Here is a 19,693-nt window from a genome sequence, read left to right on the forward strand (position 1 = left end):
TGCCTGCTACAGGATTCTGTCTTCCGTTTTTTGGCTATGAAAAAGGCTAGTTTTCACTAGCCTTTTATACTCATATAATCATTGCTTAACAGATATCAGCTTATTTTTTAAGCGTTTTTTCAAACTCTTTAAATTCTTTATCCGTTTGAGGCACTGTAATGTCACCGTCTAGAATTTTTTGCTTATACTCATCAACTGCTTTTAACGCATCTTTGCTTACATTATCTTGTGATGGAGCAATTCCCACTCCGTCTTCTTTTAAGCCAAACACAACCTCTTTACCGCCTGGGAATTTGTCGTCCATTGCTTGTTTTGCAACATCTTCTACAGCCAGGTCAACGCGTTTTACCATCGAAGTTAACGTTACGTTTTCAGGCATACCTTCTTCATGCTGATCGCGGTCAACTCCAATTACCCAAACCTTTTTGTCTTTACCGCCTTTTGAACGGTTTTTAGCTTCTGTAAATACGCCGTTTCCAGTACCGCCAGCCGCTTGATAAATAATATCAGCGCCTTTGCTGTAAATGGTAGAAGCGATAGCTGAGCCTTTTTCTGGAGAGTTAAAACTTTCCGCGTATTGAGAAATAACTTCAGCGTCTGGGTTTACAGATTTAACACCTGCTTTAAATCCGTTTTCAAACTTCTTGATTAATGGAGATTCAACGCCTCCGATAAAGCCGATTTTGTTCGTTTTCGTTTGTTTCGCTGCCACTACACCTACTAAGAAAGAGCCCTGCTCTTCTTTAAATAGAATGCTCGCCACGTTATCTAAGTTTTCTGATTTTAACGTATCGTCTACTAATGCAAAGTTAGCATCTGGATACTGCTTTGCTGCTTTTTTAATGTCTTCTTTTAATAAAAAGCCAATTCCATACGTCAAGTTGTAGCCACTCTCAGCAAATTTAGAAAGGTTGCTCTCGTATTCAGATGCTTTTGTAGACTGCAAATATTTGTATCCAGTCCCTTCATCAAGTCCGTTGTCTTTCCCAAACTTTGTTAGACCTTCCCAAGCAGATTGGTTAAACGATTTATCATCTACCCCGCCCGTATCTGTTACCATTCCCACTTTAAAATCCGCTGCTTTTTTATCTCCGCTGCTCTTATCTGCGTCGTTTGAGCCACACGCGCTTAAAAGTGTTCCTGCCGCTAATACTAGTGATAATGCAAGTCCCGTTTTACGTTTTAACATGTTTTAACCCCCTGAATAGTTTTAAAAGTATAAAGCCAATTTTCTATTTCGTCCCTGTGACCTACATTTGACACCTCCTTAAAAGGACAATGTTAAATAGTTGTAAATTTTCTGACATTTAACCATAAAAAAACTAGACGCGTTTACGCAGTACTTGGAAACTAAATTGATCTGCTTTAAAATAATTGATGGAATATAAAATAGGTTCATCATACTGGTCATAATGCATTTGTTTCAGCACAAGCAAAGCGGTTTCTGGCTCGCATTGTAAAATAGGAGAAACTTTTTCATGATAGCCTAGAGGCTCAATATTTGCCACGGCGTATGAAATGTGCTTTCCTGCTTGTTTTTCAAGAATTTCTAGCAAAGATTCCTGTTTATATTCGAAATTTTCAGGCAATATTTTTTGAGGAACCTTGTCCATGCAATATACAACAGGCTCTCCGTTTGCCGTTCTCACCCGTTCAACAAATAAAATCTGTTCGTCTTCCCCGCAAGCAAAACGTGTTAAATCATTTTCAGACAACTCTTGTATTTGAGAAGATAAGAAGATTGTTCCGGCCTTCATACCAGCTTGTTCAATCATATGTGTTATACTATTTAATTGCTCAATCCCTGACAAAAAAGTAGGCTTCGTGTTGACAAATGTTCCCACGCCGTGTCTGCGAACAATAATATTCTCTTCTTCTAATATGCGAAGTGCCTCACGTAGCGTTGCGCGGCTAACCCCTAGCTGCTTTGATAAATCAAACTCTGAAGGGAGTCTTTCCTTTTCTTTAAAAATTCCTTTTTCTATATTTTGTTTAATTTTATCAATCACTTGTAAATACAAGTGCCGATTATCCGCACGTATAGACATCACTCTTCCTCCATATTAAAAAGTCATCAGACCTCTGATGTTCGACTACTTAATCGAAAATAATATATCATTTTTCGACAGATAAATAAATAGGTTATATTAATTTTTTGTTAATATTTTTAATATTTTTTTAAAAAAATGAATTTTTGTTATTTTTTAATGTCAGCATACCTAACAACCTACTTTTCTTCTAATATTAGATAAAACCCAAACATTTTAGTCATTAAATTTTTTAATATTCGTTTTTATTTTATTTATTTAGCATGACATATTTTTGTATAATACTATTCTTACCGTCTCTTCTTCCATAAAAAAATGAGGTTGAGACATAACTAAATGAATCCAATCTAAAGACAAACAAATAAGATACATGAGCTGAAACGCTTGCGACACCGCAGTTGATTTCCGTGCAAGACTTCGGTTTCCACGGGCGGGCGATGGGCCTCCTCGTCGCTTACGCTTTTCCCGCAGGAGTCTTCACCTTGTCTTTCAGTCAACTGCTAGAAGGAACGAAACGGATGAAACCTATATTCACCCTAACAAAAAAAACGAACCGCTAATCAGACATGTTGATTAGTGATTCGTTTTTCACTTAGGCTAAAATACTTTTGTCCCAGCTCCATCTTTTCTAATAACCTTATTAAGATCCAACATCTTCATTTTGCTGAGAAATCAGCACCGAACGCGGCTTACTTCCTTCGTAAGGCCCAACCACTCCACGATCTTCCATCGCATCGATTAAACGTGCAGCCCGGTTATAGCCAATTCGAAAGCGTCGCTGCAGCATAGAAACAGAAGCTGTTTGCATTTCTGCCACAAGCTGAACCGCTTCGTCATACAGCTCATCTGCAAAATCATCGACTTGTTCAGGAGCATCTGTTGGAATCATTTCTTCTTGATACTGTGCTTTTTGCTGTGCAATTACAAAATCAACAATCTCTTCTACTTCTTCATCTGATAAAAAGGCACCTTGCACACGCACAGGTTTTGAAGCTCCAACAGGCATGAACAGCATATCTCCTCTTCCTAGAAGCTTCTCAGCTCCTCCCATATCTAGGATCGTACGAGAGTCAGTTTGTGAAGATACACTAAAAGCGATTCGGGAAGGAATGTTTGCTTTAATAACTCCAGTAATAACATCTACTGATGGTCGCTGTGTAGCAATAATCAAATGAATGCCGGCAGCACGAGCCATTTGAGCAAGACGTGTGATCGAATCTTCGACGTCAGATGAAGCAACCATCATCAAGTCAGCCAACTCATCAACAATCACCACAATATAAGGAAGAGTCGGCTGTTTTGCATCGACGTCTCCATCATCATTCATACGTTTTACTAAATCGTTATATCCTTCAATGTTTCTCGTTCCGCTGTGTGAGAACAACTCATACCGTCGCTCCATCTCACTTACAACTTTCTTTAATGCTTGAGAAGCTTTTTTCGGATCTGTTACGACAGGAGCCAATAAATGCGGAATACCATTGTACATATTCAACTCAACCATTTTAGGGTCAATCATCATTAATTTTACTTCATGAGGCTTTGTTCTCATTAAAATACTAATAATAATACCGTTGATACACACACTTTTTCCGCTTCCTGTTGCCCCTGCTACAAGCATATGAGGCATTTTATTAAGCTCTGCTAGCACAGCTTCGCCTGAAATATCTCTTCCTAAACCAACTAATAGCTTTTTATCAGGTCGGTTATTTTCAGTCGCTTCAAGTACTTCTCTAAGTGAAACCATCGCTACTTCTTCGTTCGGCACTTCAATTCCTACCGCTGATTTCCCGGGAATTGGAGCTTCAATCCGAATATCTTTGGCAGCTAATGCAAGTGCTAAATCATCACTTAAATTGACAATCTTACTTACTTTTACTCCTACATCAGGATATACTTCATATTTTGTAACAGCTGGTCCAAGGTGAACTTTTGCCACTTTTGCTTTTACGCCGAAACTTTGAAACGTTTTTTCAAGCTTTTCGGCATTTTTATAAATGTTTTTATGCTCTTTTGCCTGGTTACTTTTCTTTGGCATCGTCAATAGCTTGATAGGAGGAAGCTCATACTCTTTATTTTCCGTTTCAGTAAAGGTAATCATAGGAGCTTTTTCTTCTTCCTGTTCCTTTTGCGGCCTTGGCTGTTGCGGTGCAGCAGCTACAGGCTTCGATTCCATAACCGGAGGCACCGGAGCTATAGGAGCAGCAGGAGATTGACTAGACTCTTCCTCTCCATAATCAAAGTGTTCAATAATTGGAGGCGAAGGTGCTTCCACTTCTATTTCCACGCTTTCTTCTGGTTCTTGAACAGCTTTTTCTTGGCGTCTCTTTTTTGTTGTTTTAGGGGCTTTTTTCTTCTTATGTTTCCACGTCCGAATATCTTGCCAGCCTTCTTTTAACTCCGTTGTTAAAAAATTAACTAGAGGTGACAGAAGTTTTAATACCGTTTCGTGAAGCGAACGTCCGGTAATGAGCAGTACCCCAATCACAATAAGCAAGGCAGCGATAAGTTCTGTTCCTAAGCTATCAAACAGATAGTAGAACATGGCAAACATAATAGCTCCTATCATCCCTCCCCCTAAATCACTGTGATTCGATTGTCCCGTTGCTTCGAGCATATACAAATCCCACGTATTCATAATGACAGATGGATCTGTAAACGTTCCGTTTTTCGATAAATTTTCAAATAACGTCACGTGACTAAACAGTAAAATAGATAAAATAATGAGGTATGTACCGATAAGCTGCCGCGTCACTAAAGGAGGCATTTCTCTTTTCCAAATAATATAAACAGATAGAATAACCATTCCGATTAAACACAGCATATACCATTCGCCAATAAATAAGCGGACCACGAGCACAAGAGCCTGTCCTACAGCACCGAGTCCTGCCATGGCAATTAACGTTAACGCTAATAAAAATAATCCAATAAGCTCAAAGCGCAATATGCGTTTCCATTCATCCTTTTTTATTTGACCTCTTCGTTTTTTCTTTGCCATTTTTCCACTCCAATCAACGTCCAACACCCTATGTTGATTTTGTTTCTTTTATCAGTTGAATAAAAAAGCAGCCAATACAGCGGCTGCCTTCTTCGTCATATTCATTATACCATATTCACCATAATTATACTGAAATCCTTACGACAAAATTTGACCAGGATAATAATTTTCATTCAAATAATCTTGAGGATTCGTGCTTAAAACCCTTACAATTTGCTGTTGTTTTTGTTCATTTTCTTCAACGATAACCGGGATTCCATTATGATTAATAAGCTTTGGCTGAGATTGTTCTTGATGATAAGACTGCTGAAAAATCAGTTCTTGTGGCATCATTGTATATAAAATCATTGCAGCAGCTGCTCCTCATTCTGACGTCCTTGCTCAATCAGTTCATTCAATTTTTTGATTGCTTGAGCAACTCCGCCTACTTCGTTAATTAACCCGTATGAAACAGCATCTCCGCCAACTACATTTGTCCCGATATCACGCGTTAAGTTCCCTTTTGAAAACATAAGTTCTTTAAACTTTTCTTCTGAAATATGAGAGTGTTCTCTCACAAAGTTAATCACGCGCTCTTGCATTTTATCTAAGTATTCGAATGTTTGCGGTACACCAATAACAAGACCCGTTAAGCGAATGGGATGAATGGTCATGGTCGCTGTACCGGCAATATACGAATAATCAGTTGAAACCGCAATTGGAACACCGATTGAATGTCCGCCTCCTAGCACAATGGACACAGAAGGCTTGGATAACGAAGCAATCATTTCCGCAATGGCAAGACCTGCTTCTACATCTCCACCTACTGTATTCAAAATAATAAGCAATCCTTCAATTTTTGGATTTTGTTCAATCGCCACAATTTGCGGGATGACATGCTCATATTTTGTCGTTTTATTTTGAGGAGGCAGCTGCATGTGCCCTTCGATTTGTCCTACAATCGTTAAACAGTGAATATTAGAATCCTGAGGAAGCTGAGCCACGTTGGTCTGTCCCAATTGTTGAATTTTATCTAATATTCCGCCCTTGCTTTCTTCATTTTTATTAGGCTGCTGAGGCGCTTCATCAGAATGTAATCTTTCGTTATTTTCAAACATATTCTAGCTCCTTTCACTTATTGATAGTAGTAGTATGAACTTCTCATAGTTATTACATCCGCATCAGCTGCAAATAAAAAGCCTTCCCAGCGGGAAGGCTTCACATTAGATTTCCATGATAATCGGTAAAATCATCGGTTTACGACGGGTTTTTTCATATAAAAATTGATTTAAACTTTCTCTCATTTTTAATTTTAATGAAGACCACTCGATCACTTTGTCTTCCATACACTTTTCTAAAATTTGCTGAACAATCTTCGTTGCTTCTTCTAAAAGCTTTTCTGATTCTCTTACATAGACGAAGCCTCGGGAGATGATTTCTGGCCCCGCTACTACTGTTTTTTGACGTTTATTAATCGTAACTACTACCGTTAAGATTCCGTCCTGTGACAGCAGCCTGCGATCCCTCAGAACGATATTCCCAATATCGCCGACTCCTAGTCCATCAATGAGCGTATTTCCCGCTTGAATAGAACCGCTAGGGTACATGCGAGCATCTTTAAACTCAACTCGCTCACCTTTTTCAAGCAAACAAATATGATCTTCTGATATTCCTAATTGACCGGCTAGCTTTGCATAAGCTTTTTGTTTTCGGTACTCTCCATTCACAGGCATGACATATTTCGGCTTTGTTAAGTTAATCATAAATTTTAGTTCTTCTTGACTGCCGTGTCCGGAAGCCTGCACTTTCTTCTGAGCAAACACTACGCTTGCTCCTAAACGAAAGATGACGTCAATTGTTTTTGAAAAGGTCGTTTCGTGCCCCGCCACGGGTGTAGCAGCCAGCAGGACCGTGTCATCTTGTTTGATTTGAATCAATTTATGGGACTGTCTAGCCATTCGAGTAAGACCTGAAATCGGCTCTCCGTGATGACCTGTTGTTAAAATAACCGTTTCATGTTCTGAAAGATCCTTTAGCTTTTGCACAGGAACAATTAAATCCTCAGGCAGCTGCAAATGTCCAAGTTTTGCTGCAATATCAATAATTTTCAGCATACTCTTTTCCATAACGATCAGGTTACGGCCATGCTGATATGCGGCATGAATAATTTGCTGAATACGGTGCAGATTGGAACTGTATGCAGCAACAATGATTCGACCTTTGCTTTTATAAAAAGCGTCGGTAATATTTTGTCCGATGACGGCCTCGGAAACTGTATAGCCTGGCTTATCCGCATTTGTACTGTCTGAAAGCAAACACAGGACGCCTTTTTCCCCAATGGCAGCCATTTTTCCAATATCAGCGCTTTGAATGCTGACTGAGTTTTGATCAAATTTAAAATCACCTGTATATACAATCGCACCTTGATTGGTTTGTAAACAAATGCCGACTGAATCTTGTATACTGTGCTGCGTTCTAAAAAATGAAATATCCACTCCTTCAAACGATAAAACCGTTGACGAAGTGATAGGATGTAAAGCTTCATATTTTTTAATTCCATACTCTTTTAACTTTTCTTTGATAAGCGCTAGCGTTAATTCTGTACCATATACCGGCACGTCCAATTTTTGAAGTATAAAGGGAATCGCCCCAATTTGCTCTTCGTGTCCATGAGTAACAAAAATGCCTTTTACGTTCTGCTGATTTTCTACTAAATATGTAATGTCAGGAATGACAATATCAATTCCTAACATTTCCCCTCCCGGAAACTTTGACCCTGCATCTAACACATATATGTTTTCATTGATTTCCACCACATACATGTTTTTTCCAAGTTCTCCGACTCCACCCAAGGCTGAAATTTTAATATTTTCTGTCTTTTCTAGTACCATAAGTTCCTCCTACTTACTTTCACCCGTACAATTTCATTTGCTTACATTATAACTGAAGTAAGAATTGGAATACAAGAAATTTCATTCGTCTATTTCCGTCATCTGCTCTTCTGTTATCTTATAAGAAAAAAACGTCTCTTCATCAACTCGTATATACGGTCAATGAAGAGACGTTTAAAAACATACTTATAGCTTATAGCGTATTTAATGTGCTGACTAACGTTTGGCGTTCTTCTTCCGTTAACGGAACTAAAGGTAATCGTACCGATCCTACGTCTAACCCTTTTAGCTGTAAAGCTGTTTTAACAGGCGTTGGACTTGGAGCCGCAAAAAGAGATTTCATCACAGGTACAATACGCTGATGAATTTTTGCTGCTTCTTTCGGATTTCCTGACTCATACAGCTTAACCATCTCTTGCATTTCATTTCCAATAACGTGAGAGGCAACAGAAATAATCCCAGTTCCTCCAATTGCTAATACCGGCAGTGTTAAGCCATCATCACCGCTGTATAAAGCAAAATCATCGCTTGTTTGTGCGATAATAGCTGTCATTGCGTCAAGGTCGCCGCTTGCATCTTTTAACGCTACAACATTTGGCAGTTCAGCTAGGCGTACAATTGTATCCACAGACATATTGATCACGGATCGCCCTGGAATATTGTATAACATGACAGGCAGCTCTGTACTTTCAGCAATTGTTTTAAAGTGCTGATATAAGCCTTCCTGATTCGGCTTGTTATAATAAGGTGCTACAATCATAATCGCATCTACGCCGATTTCTTCTGCCTTTTTCGTTAATTCAATTGATGCATACGTATTATTGCTTCCTGTACCTGCAACAACAGGTACACGGCCATCTACTACCTTTACTGAGTGGCGGAACAGCGCCAGCTTTTCTTCTGTTGAAAGCGTAGGAGATTCACCAGTTGTTCCTGCAATAACCAACGCATCTGAACCGTTGCTGATTAAATAGTTAATAAGCTGCGTTGTTTTTTCAAAATCAATATTTCCTTTATGATCAAAAGGCGTTACCATCGCTGTTGCGACTTTCCCAAAATCAATCATGTTTTCACTCCTTGAAATTGCATTATCCCTATTCATGTAATGAACCGTTAGCTTATAGCTAACGGAACATGTAGTTTATCTTTTTTGCGGTGCTTTTGACAAGTCAAAGGCACCATGAAGAGCATTAACGGCTTTCTTTAAATCCTCTTCTTTTACAAGCACCCAAATCGTCGTATGGCTGTCAGCAGATTGTAAAATCTGAATACCTTCGCTAGAAAGAGCTGTAACAATTTTAGATGTAACACCAGGCACCCCTGCAATTCCTGCTCCAACCGTTGATACTTTGGCACAGTTGCGAATAACAGCCGGCTCATACCCTAGCGCATGAAGCACATCGATTGCTTTGTCAGTTGCTTCATCTGTTACCGTATATACAACACCCTTCGGTGAAATATTGATAAAATCTACGCTGATTTTTTCTTGTGCCATTGCTTTGAATACCTCTGCTTGCGTATCATAATGGCCTTCTTTACTAAAAACTTTAATTTGAGTCACGTTAGATACGTGGGCGATTCCTGTTACAAGGCGTTCTTGCACATCGCTTCCACGCTGCTGTGCTTCACCTTGAGATGTAACGAGCGTACCTTCTGAATCAGCATACGTGGAACGGACGCGCATCGGTACTTTTGCTTGCATGGCGATCTCTACGGCACGTGGGTGAACTACTTTTGCACCTTGATAAGCCATGTTGCATATTTCGTTATATGTGACAACGGATAGCGGTCTTGCATCTTCTACAATACGCGGGTCCGCTGTCATCACACCTTCTACATCCGTGAAAATGTCAATGTAATCAGCCATAAGGGCTGCACCTAACGCTGAAGCAGATGTATCGCTACCTCCGCGTCCAAGCGTTGTTGTATCACCTTCAGCAGTTGCCCCTTGAAAGCCTGTTACGACAACGACATCATATTCTTCTAATTCTTTTAACAAACGGTCGCATTTCATTTCTAGTATCTTGGCATTGGTAAAATCATCATTCGTCACAAACCCTGCCTGTGCACCGTTTAATGCTGTAGCTTTAATCCCATTTTCGTTTAATAAATTTGTAAATACAACCGATGAAATTAATTCTCCGCATGCCATAAGCATATCAAGCTCACGTTTGTTAAGAGACGCTTTATTTCCATCAACAAGTGAAAGCAATGTATCCGTTGCATACGGTTCACCTTTTCGTCCCATTGCCGATACAACAACGACTACTTTGTAACCCTCACTTAATGCATTATTTAAATGATAGATTGCTCTTGCTCTTCCTTCTTCGTTACGAACGGAAGTTCCTCCAAATTTTTGGACGATTATTTTCATACTTACACCTCATCATGTTCCGAGACACTCTGGTTGCGCTTATTTTACTAAGCTAAGCTTAATAAGTGATTCTGCAATTTGTACAGAATTCCAAGCTGCACCTTTTAACAAGTTATCAGAAACGATCCACATATGGAAACCGTTATCGCGATCTAAATCTTTACGAATACGGCCGACAAACACATCTCGTTTACCTACACAATCTGCTGGCATTGGATATACTTGATTTTCTGGATCATCTTGCAATACGATACCAGGTGCATCAGCCAATAAATTTTTCACATCAGCTACCGTTACACCGTCTTTTTCAATTTCAATGTACACTGACTCTGAATGACCTGTTACAACCGGTAGACGAACACAAGTAGCAGCTACTGGCAATTCAGGCATGCTCATAATTTTTTTCGTTTCATTAATCATTTTCATTTCTTCAAATGTAAAACCGTTATCTTGAAATTTATCAATTTGCGGAATGGCATTAAAAGCAATTTGATAATGTTTTTTATCTCCACCAACCGGTAAAATCTCCGGTGTAAACTCTTTTTCTTCTAAAATAGCTTTAGCTTGTTCTTTTAATTCATTAATTGCAGCAGCGCCTGCTCCAGAAACGGCTTGATACGTTGATACTAGCACTTTAGATAAGCCGTATGTTTCGCGTAATGGTTGTAATGCTGCTACCATTTGAATTGTAGAGCAGTTTGGATTAGCAATGATTCCGTTATGTGCGTGTAATGCATCTTCGTTCACTTCCGGCACAACTAACGGGACATTTTCATCCATTCGATAAGCGCTTGTGTTGTCTACAACGATTGCTCCGCGTTTTACTGCCTCTGGTGCAAGTGCTTTTGAAATGCTGCCGCCTGCACTGAATAAAGCAATGTCTACGCCTTCAAAGCTATCAGGAGTTGCTTCTTGCACAACAACTTCTTCTCCGTTAAACAACACTTTTTTACCAGCTGAACGAGCTGAAGATAATAACGTTAATTTACCAACTGGAAAATTACGCTCCTGTAGGGTTTTAATCATTTGTTGTCCTACTGCACCTGTTGCTCCTACTACTGCTACATGTAATTCTCTTGTCATTTTAATACCGCCTCCAACAATTTTCAACTACTCAACATTTATCTGCATATACTGACTATTTTAACATATTATTATGCTTCATTGCGTCAAAGAAGAGAAGATTTTTAAAATCTTCTCTTCTTTGAGATTGAGAGTTCTCTTACAGCCGCAGTATTGAACAGATTCATACAACAGCAAGAGGCATATATGTCCTATGACTCTTGACCGTCGCGGAACCTTTCGACAATAACAGGCTGAATCTGTTTATCTTCAAGCGCTGCGTACACCGTGTCTGATAACATCGTCATACGCGCTACCATTGAATTTGGTTTAAGCACCGGGTCATCTTGACCAAATGGAATAAAATAAATATTTTTAGTCGCCATTAGCCTCATTAAGTTTACACCATTTAGCCCTAGTGCGTCATTAGTCGAAATTCCCAGTACCACTGGCTTATTATTACGAAGCGTTGCTTTAGCTGCCATGAGTACCGGAGATTCAGTCATTGCATTCGCAAACTTACTCATCGTATTCCCAGTGATTGGGGCAACTACCATACAATCAAGCGGAATCTTTGGTCCTAGAGGCTCTGCTTTTACAATTGTATTGATGACGGCGTGACCTGTTAATTCCTCAATTTTCTTCACCCAGTCTTCTCCATCTCCAAAACGAGTATTTGTGGATTGTACAGTGTAAGAAACAACCGGTAACACTTCTGCTCCCAAATTAACAAGCTTTTCAATTTCTGGCATAACCGCATCATACGTACAGTGAGATCCGGTCAAGCCGAATCCTATTCTTTTACCTTTTAATGACATTATTTTTTCTCCTCTCTCGCATCCGCAGCGTCTTTTAATAAATTCACTAATACATTAGCGACAATCTGACCTGCTGTTTTTGGAGCCACAATCCCTGGAAGACCAGGTGCTAAAATAGCTTTAATTCCTCGTTTTTCTGCATAGCGGAAATCGGTTCCTCCAGGCTTTGAAGCTAAATCAATAATGAGCGCGTGGGTCGGGACATTAGATAATGTCTTAGCCGTTAAGATGGGGTATGGAATGGTGTTAATACATATATCACTATCAGCAATTTCTTTATCGAGTTCAGAAAGATAGAAAGGCTGCAAACCCATTTCAGCAATACGTGCTAAATGTTCAGATTTTCTAGCTCCTACTTTTACATTGGCACCAAGTGCAGCAAAGGACCTCGCCACGCTCATTCCTACTCTTCCTAAACCTAGGACAGAAATATTTGAACCGTGAATGGTAAAATCCGTATGTTGAATAACAAGCATGATGGTACCTTCAACAGTAGGAATAGAGTTATAAATTGCTACATCATCACGCTCAAATAGCTGAACGAGTTTACGGTTTGTCGTTTTGACTAATTCGTTTAAATACCCATTGCTAATACCAGAATAAATAATGCAGTGCTCAGGCGTTTTTTTAAGTATTTCTTCAGTCAATACTACTTTTTCATTTGAAAAAATAGTATCTACTTGCCCTTCGTGATTTGTTCCAGGCACTGGAAGGATGATGGCGTCAACATCTGAAAAATCCAGCTCCTCTATCTGATATTTCGTCGCACCTGTAAAACCATGATCTAGCTGATCAAAACCAATAAGAGAGGTTTTTGCATCTAATTGAATTAATTTTCGAATGACTTCAAGCTGCCTAGCATCACCGCCAATTACAGCTATGTGCAAATCCGTTAACATGTTTCATTTTCACCTTCTTTAACATTAAATAGATGTATCCTTCGCTTAAACCATCGAGATGTAAAGTGCTATCATTACGCCCTAGAATGCCTATTGCTTTTCTTCAACATACTATGTAAACACACAGGAATCGGTGAATCTTTATCCTTGAAAATAAAAGAAACGAGATGCAGGAAGCATCTCGTTTGTTATTTTGTTGACTCATTATTTATGTCTTCTAGCTGATGAACATTTACAATCACCATATCCGTACCAATTTTTTCGATATTCCCCCACGGCACTCGCACTTCATCTCCTTGTTTTCGAAATCCAAACCACTTCACAGATGGAATAATAAGCGCATTAATTTGTCCCGTATGTTCATTAATTTCAAGATCTGTTTGCCCTAAAATACCCAAACGCTCTGCTCGCTTAACATCTACAATTTCTTTTCCACTCAGCTCACTTAATCTCATGAAATCCCTCCTTTCATCTAATTTATTGAACAACCATACAAAAAATGACATAAAAATAAGGCTGGCTCAATTATTTTAGCCAACCTTACTTTTATGGTTTAATTTCCCTTAAAACCCTTAGGTAAATCTCCACTCGGGCTTATTAATGAAAGCGCAAATTCGTCTTTGAAAATATCTCGTGCAAGACCATTTACACTATCTTTAGTCACGGCATTAACAAGGTCTAAAATCTCATCTAATGAACGGTGATAGCCCAGCATTAACTCATTTTTTCCGTTTCTGCTCATACGGCTATTTGTACTTTCAAGACTCAGCATTAAGTTTCCTTTCAGCTGCTCTTTGCTGTTAGCAAGTTCTTTATCCGTAATACCCTTGTCTTTCAAATCATAAAGCGTTTCTTGAACCGTATCATATAATACGTCGAGCTGATGGCTTCCAGTTCCCCCATAAATCGTTACAAGACCGCTGTCTCGATAAGAAGAATGATAAGAGAAAACAGAGTAAGCCAAGCCGCGCTGTTCACGGACTTCTTGGAACAAACGACTGCTCATACTTCCACCAAGCACGTTGTTTAATACAATTAAGCTATATACATCTTCTCCGCCGATTGGCAAACCTTTAAAGCCAAGGCAAAGATGAGCTTGTTCTGTCTCTTTTTTGCGCGCAATATGATTTGTATGGAACTCTGGCTGAACATATTGATGAGCGGAATGACTTGACGTATATGTACCAAAATAGTTTTCCACCTGTTGAATAAAACTCTCATCAATGTTTCCAGCTACTGAAATAACGATGTTTTCAGGAATATACATTTGCTCCATATACTGACGAAGCGAATCACCGTTAAATGTTTTTAACGTATCTTCCGTTCCTAAAATTGGATAGCCTAATGGATGATTGCCATATACGGCTTTTCCTAATAGATCGTGTACAATATCATCAGGTGTATCTTCATACATTTTAATTTCTTCATATACAACATTTTTTTCACGAGCTAATTCCTCTTCATCAAATGAAGAATTAAAGAACATATCCGCCAGCACATCTAGCGCTTGATCTGCGTGTTCGTCTAATACTTTTGCATAGTAGCACGTGTATTCTTTAGAAGTGAATGCATTTACTTGTCCCCCAATGCGGTCGAAGCTTTCTGCAATTTCACGAGCAGATCTTGTTTTTGTTCCTTTAAAAAACATATGTTCAAGAAAATGTGATACACCATTAATTTCAGGGTGTTCACTTCGAGAACCCGTTCCGATCCATACCCCAATGGCCACAGATCGAACAGTTGGGATATTTTCCAATACAATTCTTACACCATTTTTGCACGTATATCGTTTTATCAAGCTAGTGCCTCCCTTTTGCTTATCTCACTTACTTCTTAGTAGAAGAAGGTAGTTTCATCATTCGTTCTTCATCTAGCATTGTTGACACATCGCTAACTTTCAGGCCTTTGCGTTCAATATCGGTTAACAATTGGTCAAGCGATTCAGCCGTTGATTCAGTCGGGTGCATCAGTACAATAGCCCCTGGATGAATCTTTTTCATTACTCGATTAATTAACACTTCTGAACTCGGCTTTTGCCAATCGATTGTATCAACTGTCCACATGATGGTACTCATTTTTAACTGAGAAGCAAGCGTTACTACTTCGGGGCGAAAACTGCCGCTCGGCGGAGCAAACCATTTTACTTTTTGTCCCGTAGTAGATGTAATAATATCATTCGTTTTTTTAAGCTGCTGATTGATTTGACTAGCCGATAAAGTGGCCATATCAGGATGAGAATAAGAGTGGTTTCCCACTTCATGCCCTGCGTCTACAATCATTTTTGCCATATCTGGATTATTTTTAACCCATTTTCCTTCTAAAAAGAAGGTTGCTTTAGCATGGTGCTTTTTCAGCACTTCTAACATTTTAGGCAAATACTCGTTCCCCCATGCTACGTTCACTGTAAACGATACCATAGGCTTTTCATCGTGTCCACGGTAGATAGGTTCCTGTGGTAAATCCTTCAAGTGAACCTTTGGTCTAACCTGTTTGTACACTAATTTTTTTTCATCAAATTTACCCGCAGGTTTCATATTTTTATAAGAAGCAGCAAGATCAACTTTTATGCCGTTATAGCCAGGAACCCGTTTCCAAACGGGATCGATTCGTGCATTCGCTGCTGGCTTTTCATAATCTTTTGCTTTTTCTTCAATCTTTTGATATAACGCATCATGCTGAGCTGATACAAATTGTACATCGGATTTAAGTGCTTCTATATATGCTTCAGCAAAAGGATTATAAATAGATTTATATGTAATTGCCAGTAAAAATAGAAATGCTGTAAATTGCACAATGGTTCTCTTCACTTATCCTTCCCCCTTTACCATTTAAAATATGTATAAAGAGGACAAGGTAGAACAAACATCTACAAACGATAAAATCGCCCTACACATGGATTTTCTTCATGTATGGACGATTTCACAATATCTATATAGTAGTAAAAGAAGATTATTTTGTTTCTTTTGCTTTTTCTTCTTTTTCTTTTTGTTCTTTTAAAATTGCTTTACGAGATAAGTTAACGCGACCTTGTTTATCAATTTCCATGACTTTAACTAAAAGCTCGTCACCAATCGCTACAACGTCTTCTACTTTTCCAATACGCTCTTCTGCAAGCTCTGAAATATGAACAAGCCCATCTTTTCCGCTGAAGATTTCTACAAATGCACCGAATTTTTCAATTCGTTTTACTTTTCCTAAGTACATTTGGCCGACTTCAACTTCGCGTACAAGATCTTCAATAATTTTCTTCGCTTTTTCATTCATCGGCTGATCAATAGAAGAAATGAAGATTGTACCATCTTGTTCGATATCAATTTTAACGCCTGTTTCTTCGATGATTTTATTGATTTGCTTGCCGCTTGGTCCAATAACATCACGAATTTTATCAGGGTTAATCGCCATTGTAAGGATCTTAGGCGCATATTGAGAAAGCTCTTGACGAGGCGTAGCAATCGTTGACATCATATGATTTAAGATTTGCATACGGCCTTTTTTTGCTTGTTGAAGGGCTTCGTCTAAAATTTCACGAGATAACCCGTCAATTTTAATATCCATTTGAAGCGCAGTTACGCCATTTTCGGTACCTGCTACTTTAAAGTCCATGTCTCCTAGGTGATCTTCCATTCCTTGAATGTCCGTTAGAATCGAGTAGTGTTCACCTGATTTGATCAGACCCATTGCAATCCCTGCTACAGGTGCTTTAATTGGAACCCCAGCATCCATCATTGCAAGCGTGCTTGCACAAATACTTGCTTGTGAAGTAGAACCGTTTGACTCTAATACTTCAGATACAAGACGAATTGTATAAGGGAAATCTTTTTCATTTGGAATAACCGGTTCAAGTGCACGTTCACCTAGCGCACCATGTCCAATTTCACGACGACCCGGTCCGCGCATCGGTCTAGTTTCACCAACACTAAATGAAGGGAAGTTATAGTGATGCATGAAGCGTTTAGATTCTTCTACACTTAAACCATCTAAAATTTGCACATCGCCAAGTGCACCTAATGTACAGATGCTAAGCGCTTGAGTTTGTCCACGCGTAAATAATCCAGATCCGTGTGTACGTGGAAGCAAGTTTGTTTCAGAAGAAAGTGGACGAATTTCGTCAATACTACGGCCATCAGGACGTACTTTTTCTTCTGTGATCAAGCGACGCACTTCACTTTTAACAAGCTTCGACAAAATTTCATTCACTTGATTTAGTACTTCTTCTTCTACATCTTGCTCTTCAAATTTTGCAGCTACAGCGCTTTTCACTTCTTTAATCGCATTTTCGCGCGCATGCTTTTCTTGAACTTGAACAGCACGATTCATGTCACCTTCTGCAATTTCGCGAACTTGACGCTCAAGGTCAGCATCAACAGTATAAAGCTCAACTTCAACTTTTTCTTTGCCTACTGCTGCTACAATTTCTTCTTGGAACGCAATTAATTTTTTAATTTGCTCGTGTCCAAACATAATTGCTTCTAACATTACTTCTTCCGGTACTTCATCAGCGCCTGCTTCAACCATGTTGATCGCGTCTTTTGTACCAGCAACCGTCAGATGAATATCGCTTTTTTCAAGCTCATCTACCGTTGGGTTTACAACAAATTCATTGTCTACACGGCCTACGATTACGCCTGCAATAGGACCTTCAAATGGAATATCAGATACTGATAATGCTAATGAAGAACCAAACATTGCTGCGATTTCTGAAGAACAGTTTTGGTCTACGCTCATTACAACGCTGACAACTTGAACTTCGTTTCGGAAACCATCTGCGAATAAAGGACGAATCGGACGGTCGATTAAACGGCTAGCCAAGATTGCTTTTTCACTTGGTCTGCCTTCACGCTTAATGAATCCACCTGGGATTTTACCGACTGCATATAAACGCTCTTCATAGTTTACTGTTAACGGGAAGAAATCTACATTTTTAGGCTCTTTTGAAGCCGTTGCTGTACTTAATACAACTGTGTCTCCATAGCGGATTAATGCTGCGCCATTTGCTTGTTTTGCCAACTGGCCAACTTCAACTTCTAGCTTTCGTCCAGCTAGATCTACAGAGAACACTCGTTTTTCTTGTTCCATATCGACGAGTACCCCTCTCTACATATAAAATATGTATGTAATCAAATGTGATAGTTTTATTATAAACGAAATATCCAAAAACAATAGCTTTTTTCACATTATGTAGCATCTTTAATGTTTCTTAAATGTACATACTAAAAAAGCGGGAATGCTCCCGCTTTCTTCTTATTATCGACGTAAACCAAGTTTGTTGATTAACTCACGATAACGAGTAACGTCTTTGTTACGTAGGTAGTTAAGTAAGTTACGACGTCGACCTACCATTTTTAAAAGACCACGACGTGAATGGTGATCCTTTTTATGAGTACGTAAGTGACCGTTTAGATTGTTAATTTGCTCTGTTAGGACAGCGATTTGAACTTCTGGAGAACCAGTGTCGTTCGCATGAGTTTTGTACTCACTAATGATTTCATTTTTACGCTCTTGTGTGATAGCCATCCTATTCACCTCCTTATTATTAAACCCCAGTTACCGAGCAAAACGTTGGTGAATCGTAATGCCAAGCAATGGTTGTTTTACATACAAGTGTTATGTTACTACTTATTAGAACAAAAAGCAAGTCGTAGCAGCTATTTATATATATTTTTTTATTTCTTGTTTTTTTGAATTCCTTCAAAATAAGCAAGGGCTTCTTCCTTGTCCTTTGAGATCTGACCGACAAGCTCTTCGATGCCGCTGAACTTTTTTTCTGAGCGAATCATTCGGTGCCATTTCACCGTTACGTGCTGATCGTAGATTTGCTCGTCAAATGATAATAAGTGGACTTCGATTGTTGGCTTTTCTAAATTATCGTGAAAAGTCGGCTTGTAGCCCACGTTGCACACTCCTGCATACCACTTACCGTGAAGCTGAAGCTCAACAGCATACACGCCGATGCGTGGAAGTAAATACTCATCGTCTAAAGCGATGTTAGCAGTAGGAAAACCTATTTGCCTGCCTCGCTTTTCTCCATGAGTCACTGTACCTGACACTTCATAATAGCGGCCAAGCAGCTCTTTTACTCGATGCATATCTCCATTTGCTAAACTTTCGCGAATAAGCGTTGAACTAATTTTTTCTTCGCCATTTGTTAACTTATCAATTGTTGTTTGCGTGAATTTTGATCGAGAATGAAATGGTAGTATTTCCATTGTTCCTTTACCTAACTTTCCATACGTATAGTCAAATCCAGCTACCACATGCTGTACATTCAGTCCAATAATATACTGATCAACAAACTCTTGAGGCAATAGTGCTGCAAACTGTTTATCAAAATGAACGATATATAAAAAGTCAATTCCCATTTCCTCAATGAGTTTCTTTTTTTCTTGAAGCGGTGTGATCATATCAATGTGCTGCACATTGCGCCCGAGCACCACAGAAGGGTGAGGAGTAAACGTCATCACAGCACTAGCTATGCCTTTTTCATCGGCTAACTGTTTTGCTGAATTTATCACTTGCTGATGCCCTAAATGCACACCATCAAAATAACCAAGCGCTAACACTGATTGTTGAACAGCTTCTCGTTGAAAGTGGTGTGGATGTCGAATTTCAATCGTTTCCAAAACA

At 39.1% G+C, this 19,693-nt stretch carries 17 protein-coding genes; all 17 read right to left on the reverse strand.

The genetic code is table 11. From position 1 onward, the window contains the following. Positions 1-100: 100 nt before the first annotated feature. The 17 genes from MKX72_RS20865 to ribF all read right to left on the reverse strand — a co-directional run bounded on the left by MKX72_RS20865 (position 101) and on the right by ribF (position 19,689). Positions 101-1,189 (reverse strand): BMP family lipoprotein, encoded by a 1,089-nt coding sequence (locus tag MKX72_RS20865; RefSeq protein WP_028411388.1) that lies wholly within the window; start codon positions 1,187-1,189, stop codon positions 101-103. Positions 1,190-1,322: 133 nt separating this feature from the next. Next, positions 1,323-2,048, reverse strand: a complete 726-nt coding sequence (locus MKX72_RS20870; RefSeq protein ID WP_028411389.1) for a GntR family transcriptional regulator — start codon at positions 2,046-2,048, stop codon at positions 1,323-1,325. Positions 2,049-2,688: 640 nt separating this feature from the next. Further along, entirely contained in the window at positions 2,689-5,046 is a 2,358-nt protein-coding gene (locus MKX72_RS20880; protein WP_154991802.1) for an FtsK/SpoIIIE family DNA translocase, read from the reverse strand. A gap of 138 nt (positions 5,047-5,184) precedes the next feature. Continuing rightward, on the reverse strand, positions 5,185-5,394 hold the full coding sequence (locus tag MKX72_RS20885) for a YlzJ-like family protein (RefSeq protein WP_028411391.1): 210 nt from the start codon (positions 5,392-5,394) through the stop codon (positions 5,185-5,187). Further along, on the reverse strand, positions 5,391-6,143 hold the full coding sequence (locus MKX72_RS20890) for a ClpP family protease (RefSeq protein ID WP_013058820.1): 753 nt from the start codon (positions 6,141-6,143) through the stop codon (positions 5,391-5,393). Before MKX72_RS20890 ends, MKX72_RS20885 begins: the two co-directional genes overlap by 4 nt. 105 nt (positions 6,144-6,248) lie before the next feature. Further along, entirely contained in the window at positions 6,249-7,916 is a 1,668-nt protein-coding gene (locus MKX72_RS20895; protein WP_034265208.1) for a ribonuclease J, read from the reverse strand. A 193-nt stretch (positions 7,917-8,109) separates the two neighbouring features. After that, entirely contained in the window at positions 8,110-8,982 is an 873-nt protein-coding gene (dapA, locus tag MKX72_RS20900) for a 4-hydroxy-tetrahydrodipicolinate synthase (RefSeq protein WP_013058822.1), read from the reverse strand. A gap of 75 nt (positions 8,983-9,057) precedes the next feature. Continuing rightward, the gene (gene dapG / locus MKX72_RS20905; protein ID WP_028411393.1) at positions 9,058-10,290 is read right to left on the reverse strand and encodes an aspartate kinase; all 1,233 of its coding nucleotides are present in this window, start codon (positions 10,288-10,290) and stop codon (positions 9,058-9,060) included. Between the two features lie 39 nt (positions 10,291-10,329). Next, positions 10,330-11,373 (reverse strand): aspartate-semialdehyde dehydrogenase, encoded by a 1,044-nt coding sequence (gene asd / locus MKX72_RS20910; RefSeq protein WP_013058824.1) that lies wholly within the window; start codon positions 11,371-11,373, stop codon positions 10,330-10,332. Between the two features lie 191 nt (positions 11,374-11,564). Beyond that, positions 11,565-12,170, reverse strand: coding sequence for a dipicolinate synthase subunit B (locus MKX72_RS20915; RefSeq protein ID WP_013058825.1), 606 nt, complete (start codon positions 12,168-12,170; stop codon positions 11,565-11,567). Continuing rightward, a complete protein-coding gene (gene dpaA / locus MKX72_RS20920) occupies positions 12,170-13,069 on the reverse strand; it encodes a dipicolinic acid synthetase subunit A (protein WP_013058826.1) in 900 nt (299 codons plus the stop codon). The genes MKX72_RS20915 and dpaA overlap by 1 nt, the downstream gene beginning before the upstream one ends. Before the next feature lie 188 nt (positions 13,070-13,257). Continuing rightward, complete coding sequence (locus tag MKX72_RS20925) at positions 13,258-13,524, reverse strand: YlmC/YmxH family sporulation protein (protein ID WP_013058827.1); 267 nt, start codon at positions 13,522-13,524, stop codon at positions 13,258-13,260. A 98-nt stretch (positions 13,525-13,622) separates the two neighbouring features. Beyond that, positions 13,623-14,867, reverse strand: coding sequence for a M16 family metallopeptidase (locus MKX72_RS20930; RefSeq protein ID WP_028411394.1), 1,245 nt, complete (start codon positions 14,865-14,867; stop codon positions 13,623-13,625). Between the two features lie 28 nt (positions 14,868-14,895). Then, the gene (locus MKX72_RS20935; protein ID WP_155007674.1) at positions 14,896-15,876 is read right to left on the reverse strand and encodes a polysaccharide deacetylase family protein; all 981 of its coding nucleotides are present in this window, start codon (positions 15,874-15,876) and stop codon (positions 14,896-14,898) included. Between the two features lie 142 nt (positions 15,877-16,018). Further along, on the reverse strand, positions 16,019-18,145 hold the full coding sequence (gene pnp, locus MKX72_RS20940) for a polyribonucleotide nucleotidyltransferase (protein WP_014458473.1): 2,127 nt from the start codon (positions 18,143-18,145) through the stop codon (positions 16,019-16,021). Between the two features lie 168 nt (positions 18,146-18,313). Beyond that, the gene (gene rpsO / locus MKX72_RS20945) at positions 18,314-18,583 is read right to left on the reverse strand and encodes a 30S ribosomal protein S15 (RefSeq protein ID WP_013058831.1); all 270 of its coding nucleotides are present in this window, start codon (positions 18,581-18,583) and stop codon (positions 18,314-18,316) included. Between the two features lie 149 nt (positions 18,584-18,732). After that, positions 18,733-19,689, reverse strand: a complete 957-nt coding sequence (ribF, locus tag MKX72_RS20950) for a bifunctional riboflavin kinase/FAD synthetase (protein WP_028411397.1) — start codon at positions 19,687-19,689, stop codon at positions 18,733-18,735. Between the last annotated feature and the right edge of the window lie 4 nt (positions 19,690-19,693).

Source organism: Priestia sp. FSL R5-0597 (genome assembly GCF_038006305.1).
GTDB classification, from domain to species: Bacteria; Bacillota; Bacilli; order Bacillales; family Bacillaceae_H; genus Priestia; species Priestia zanthoxyli.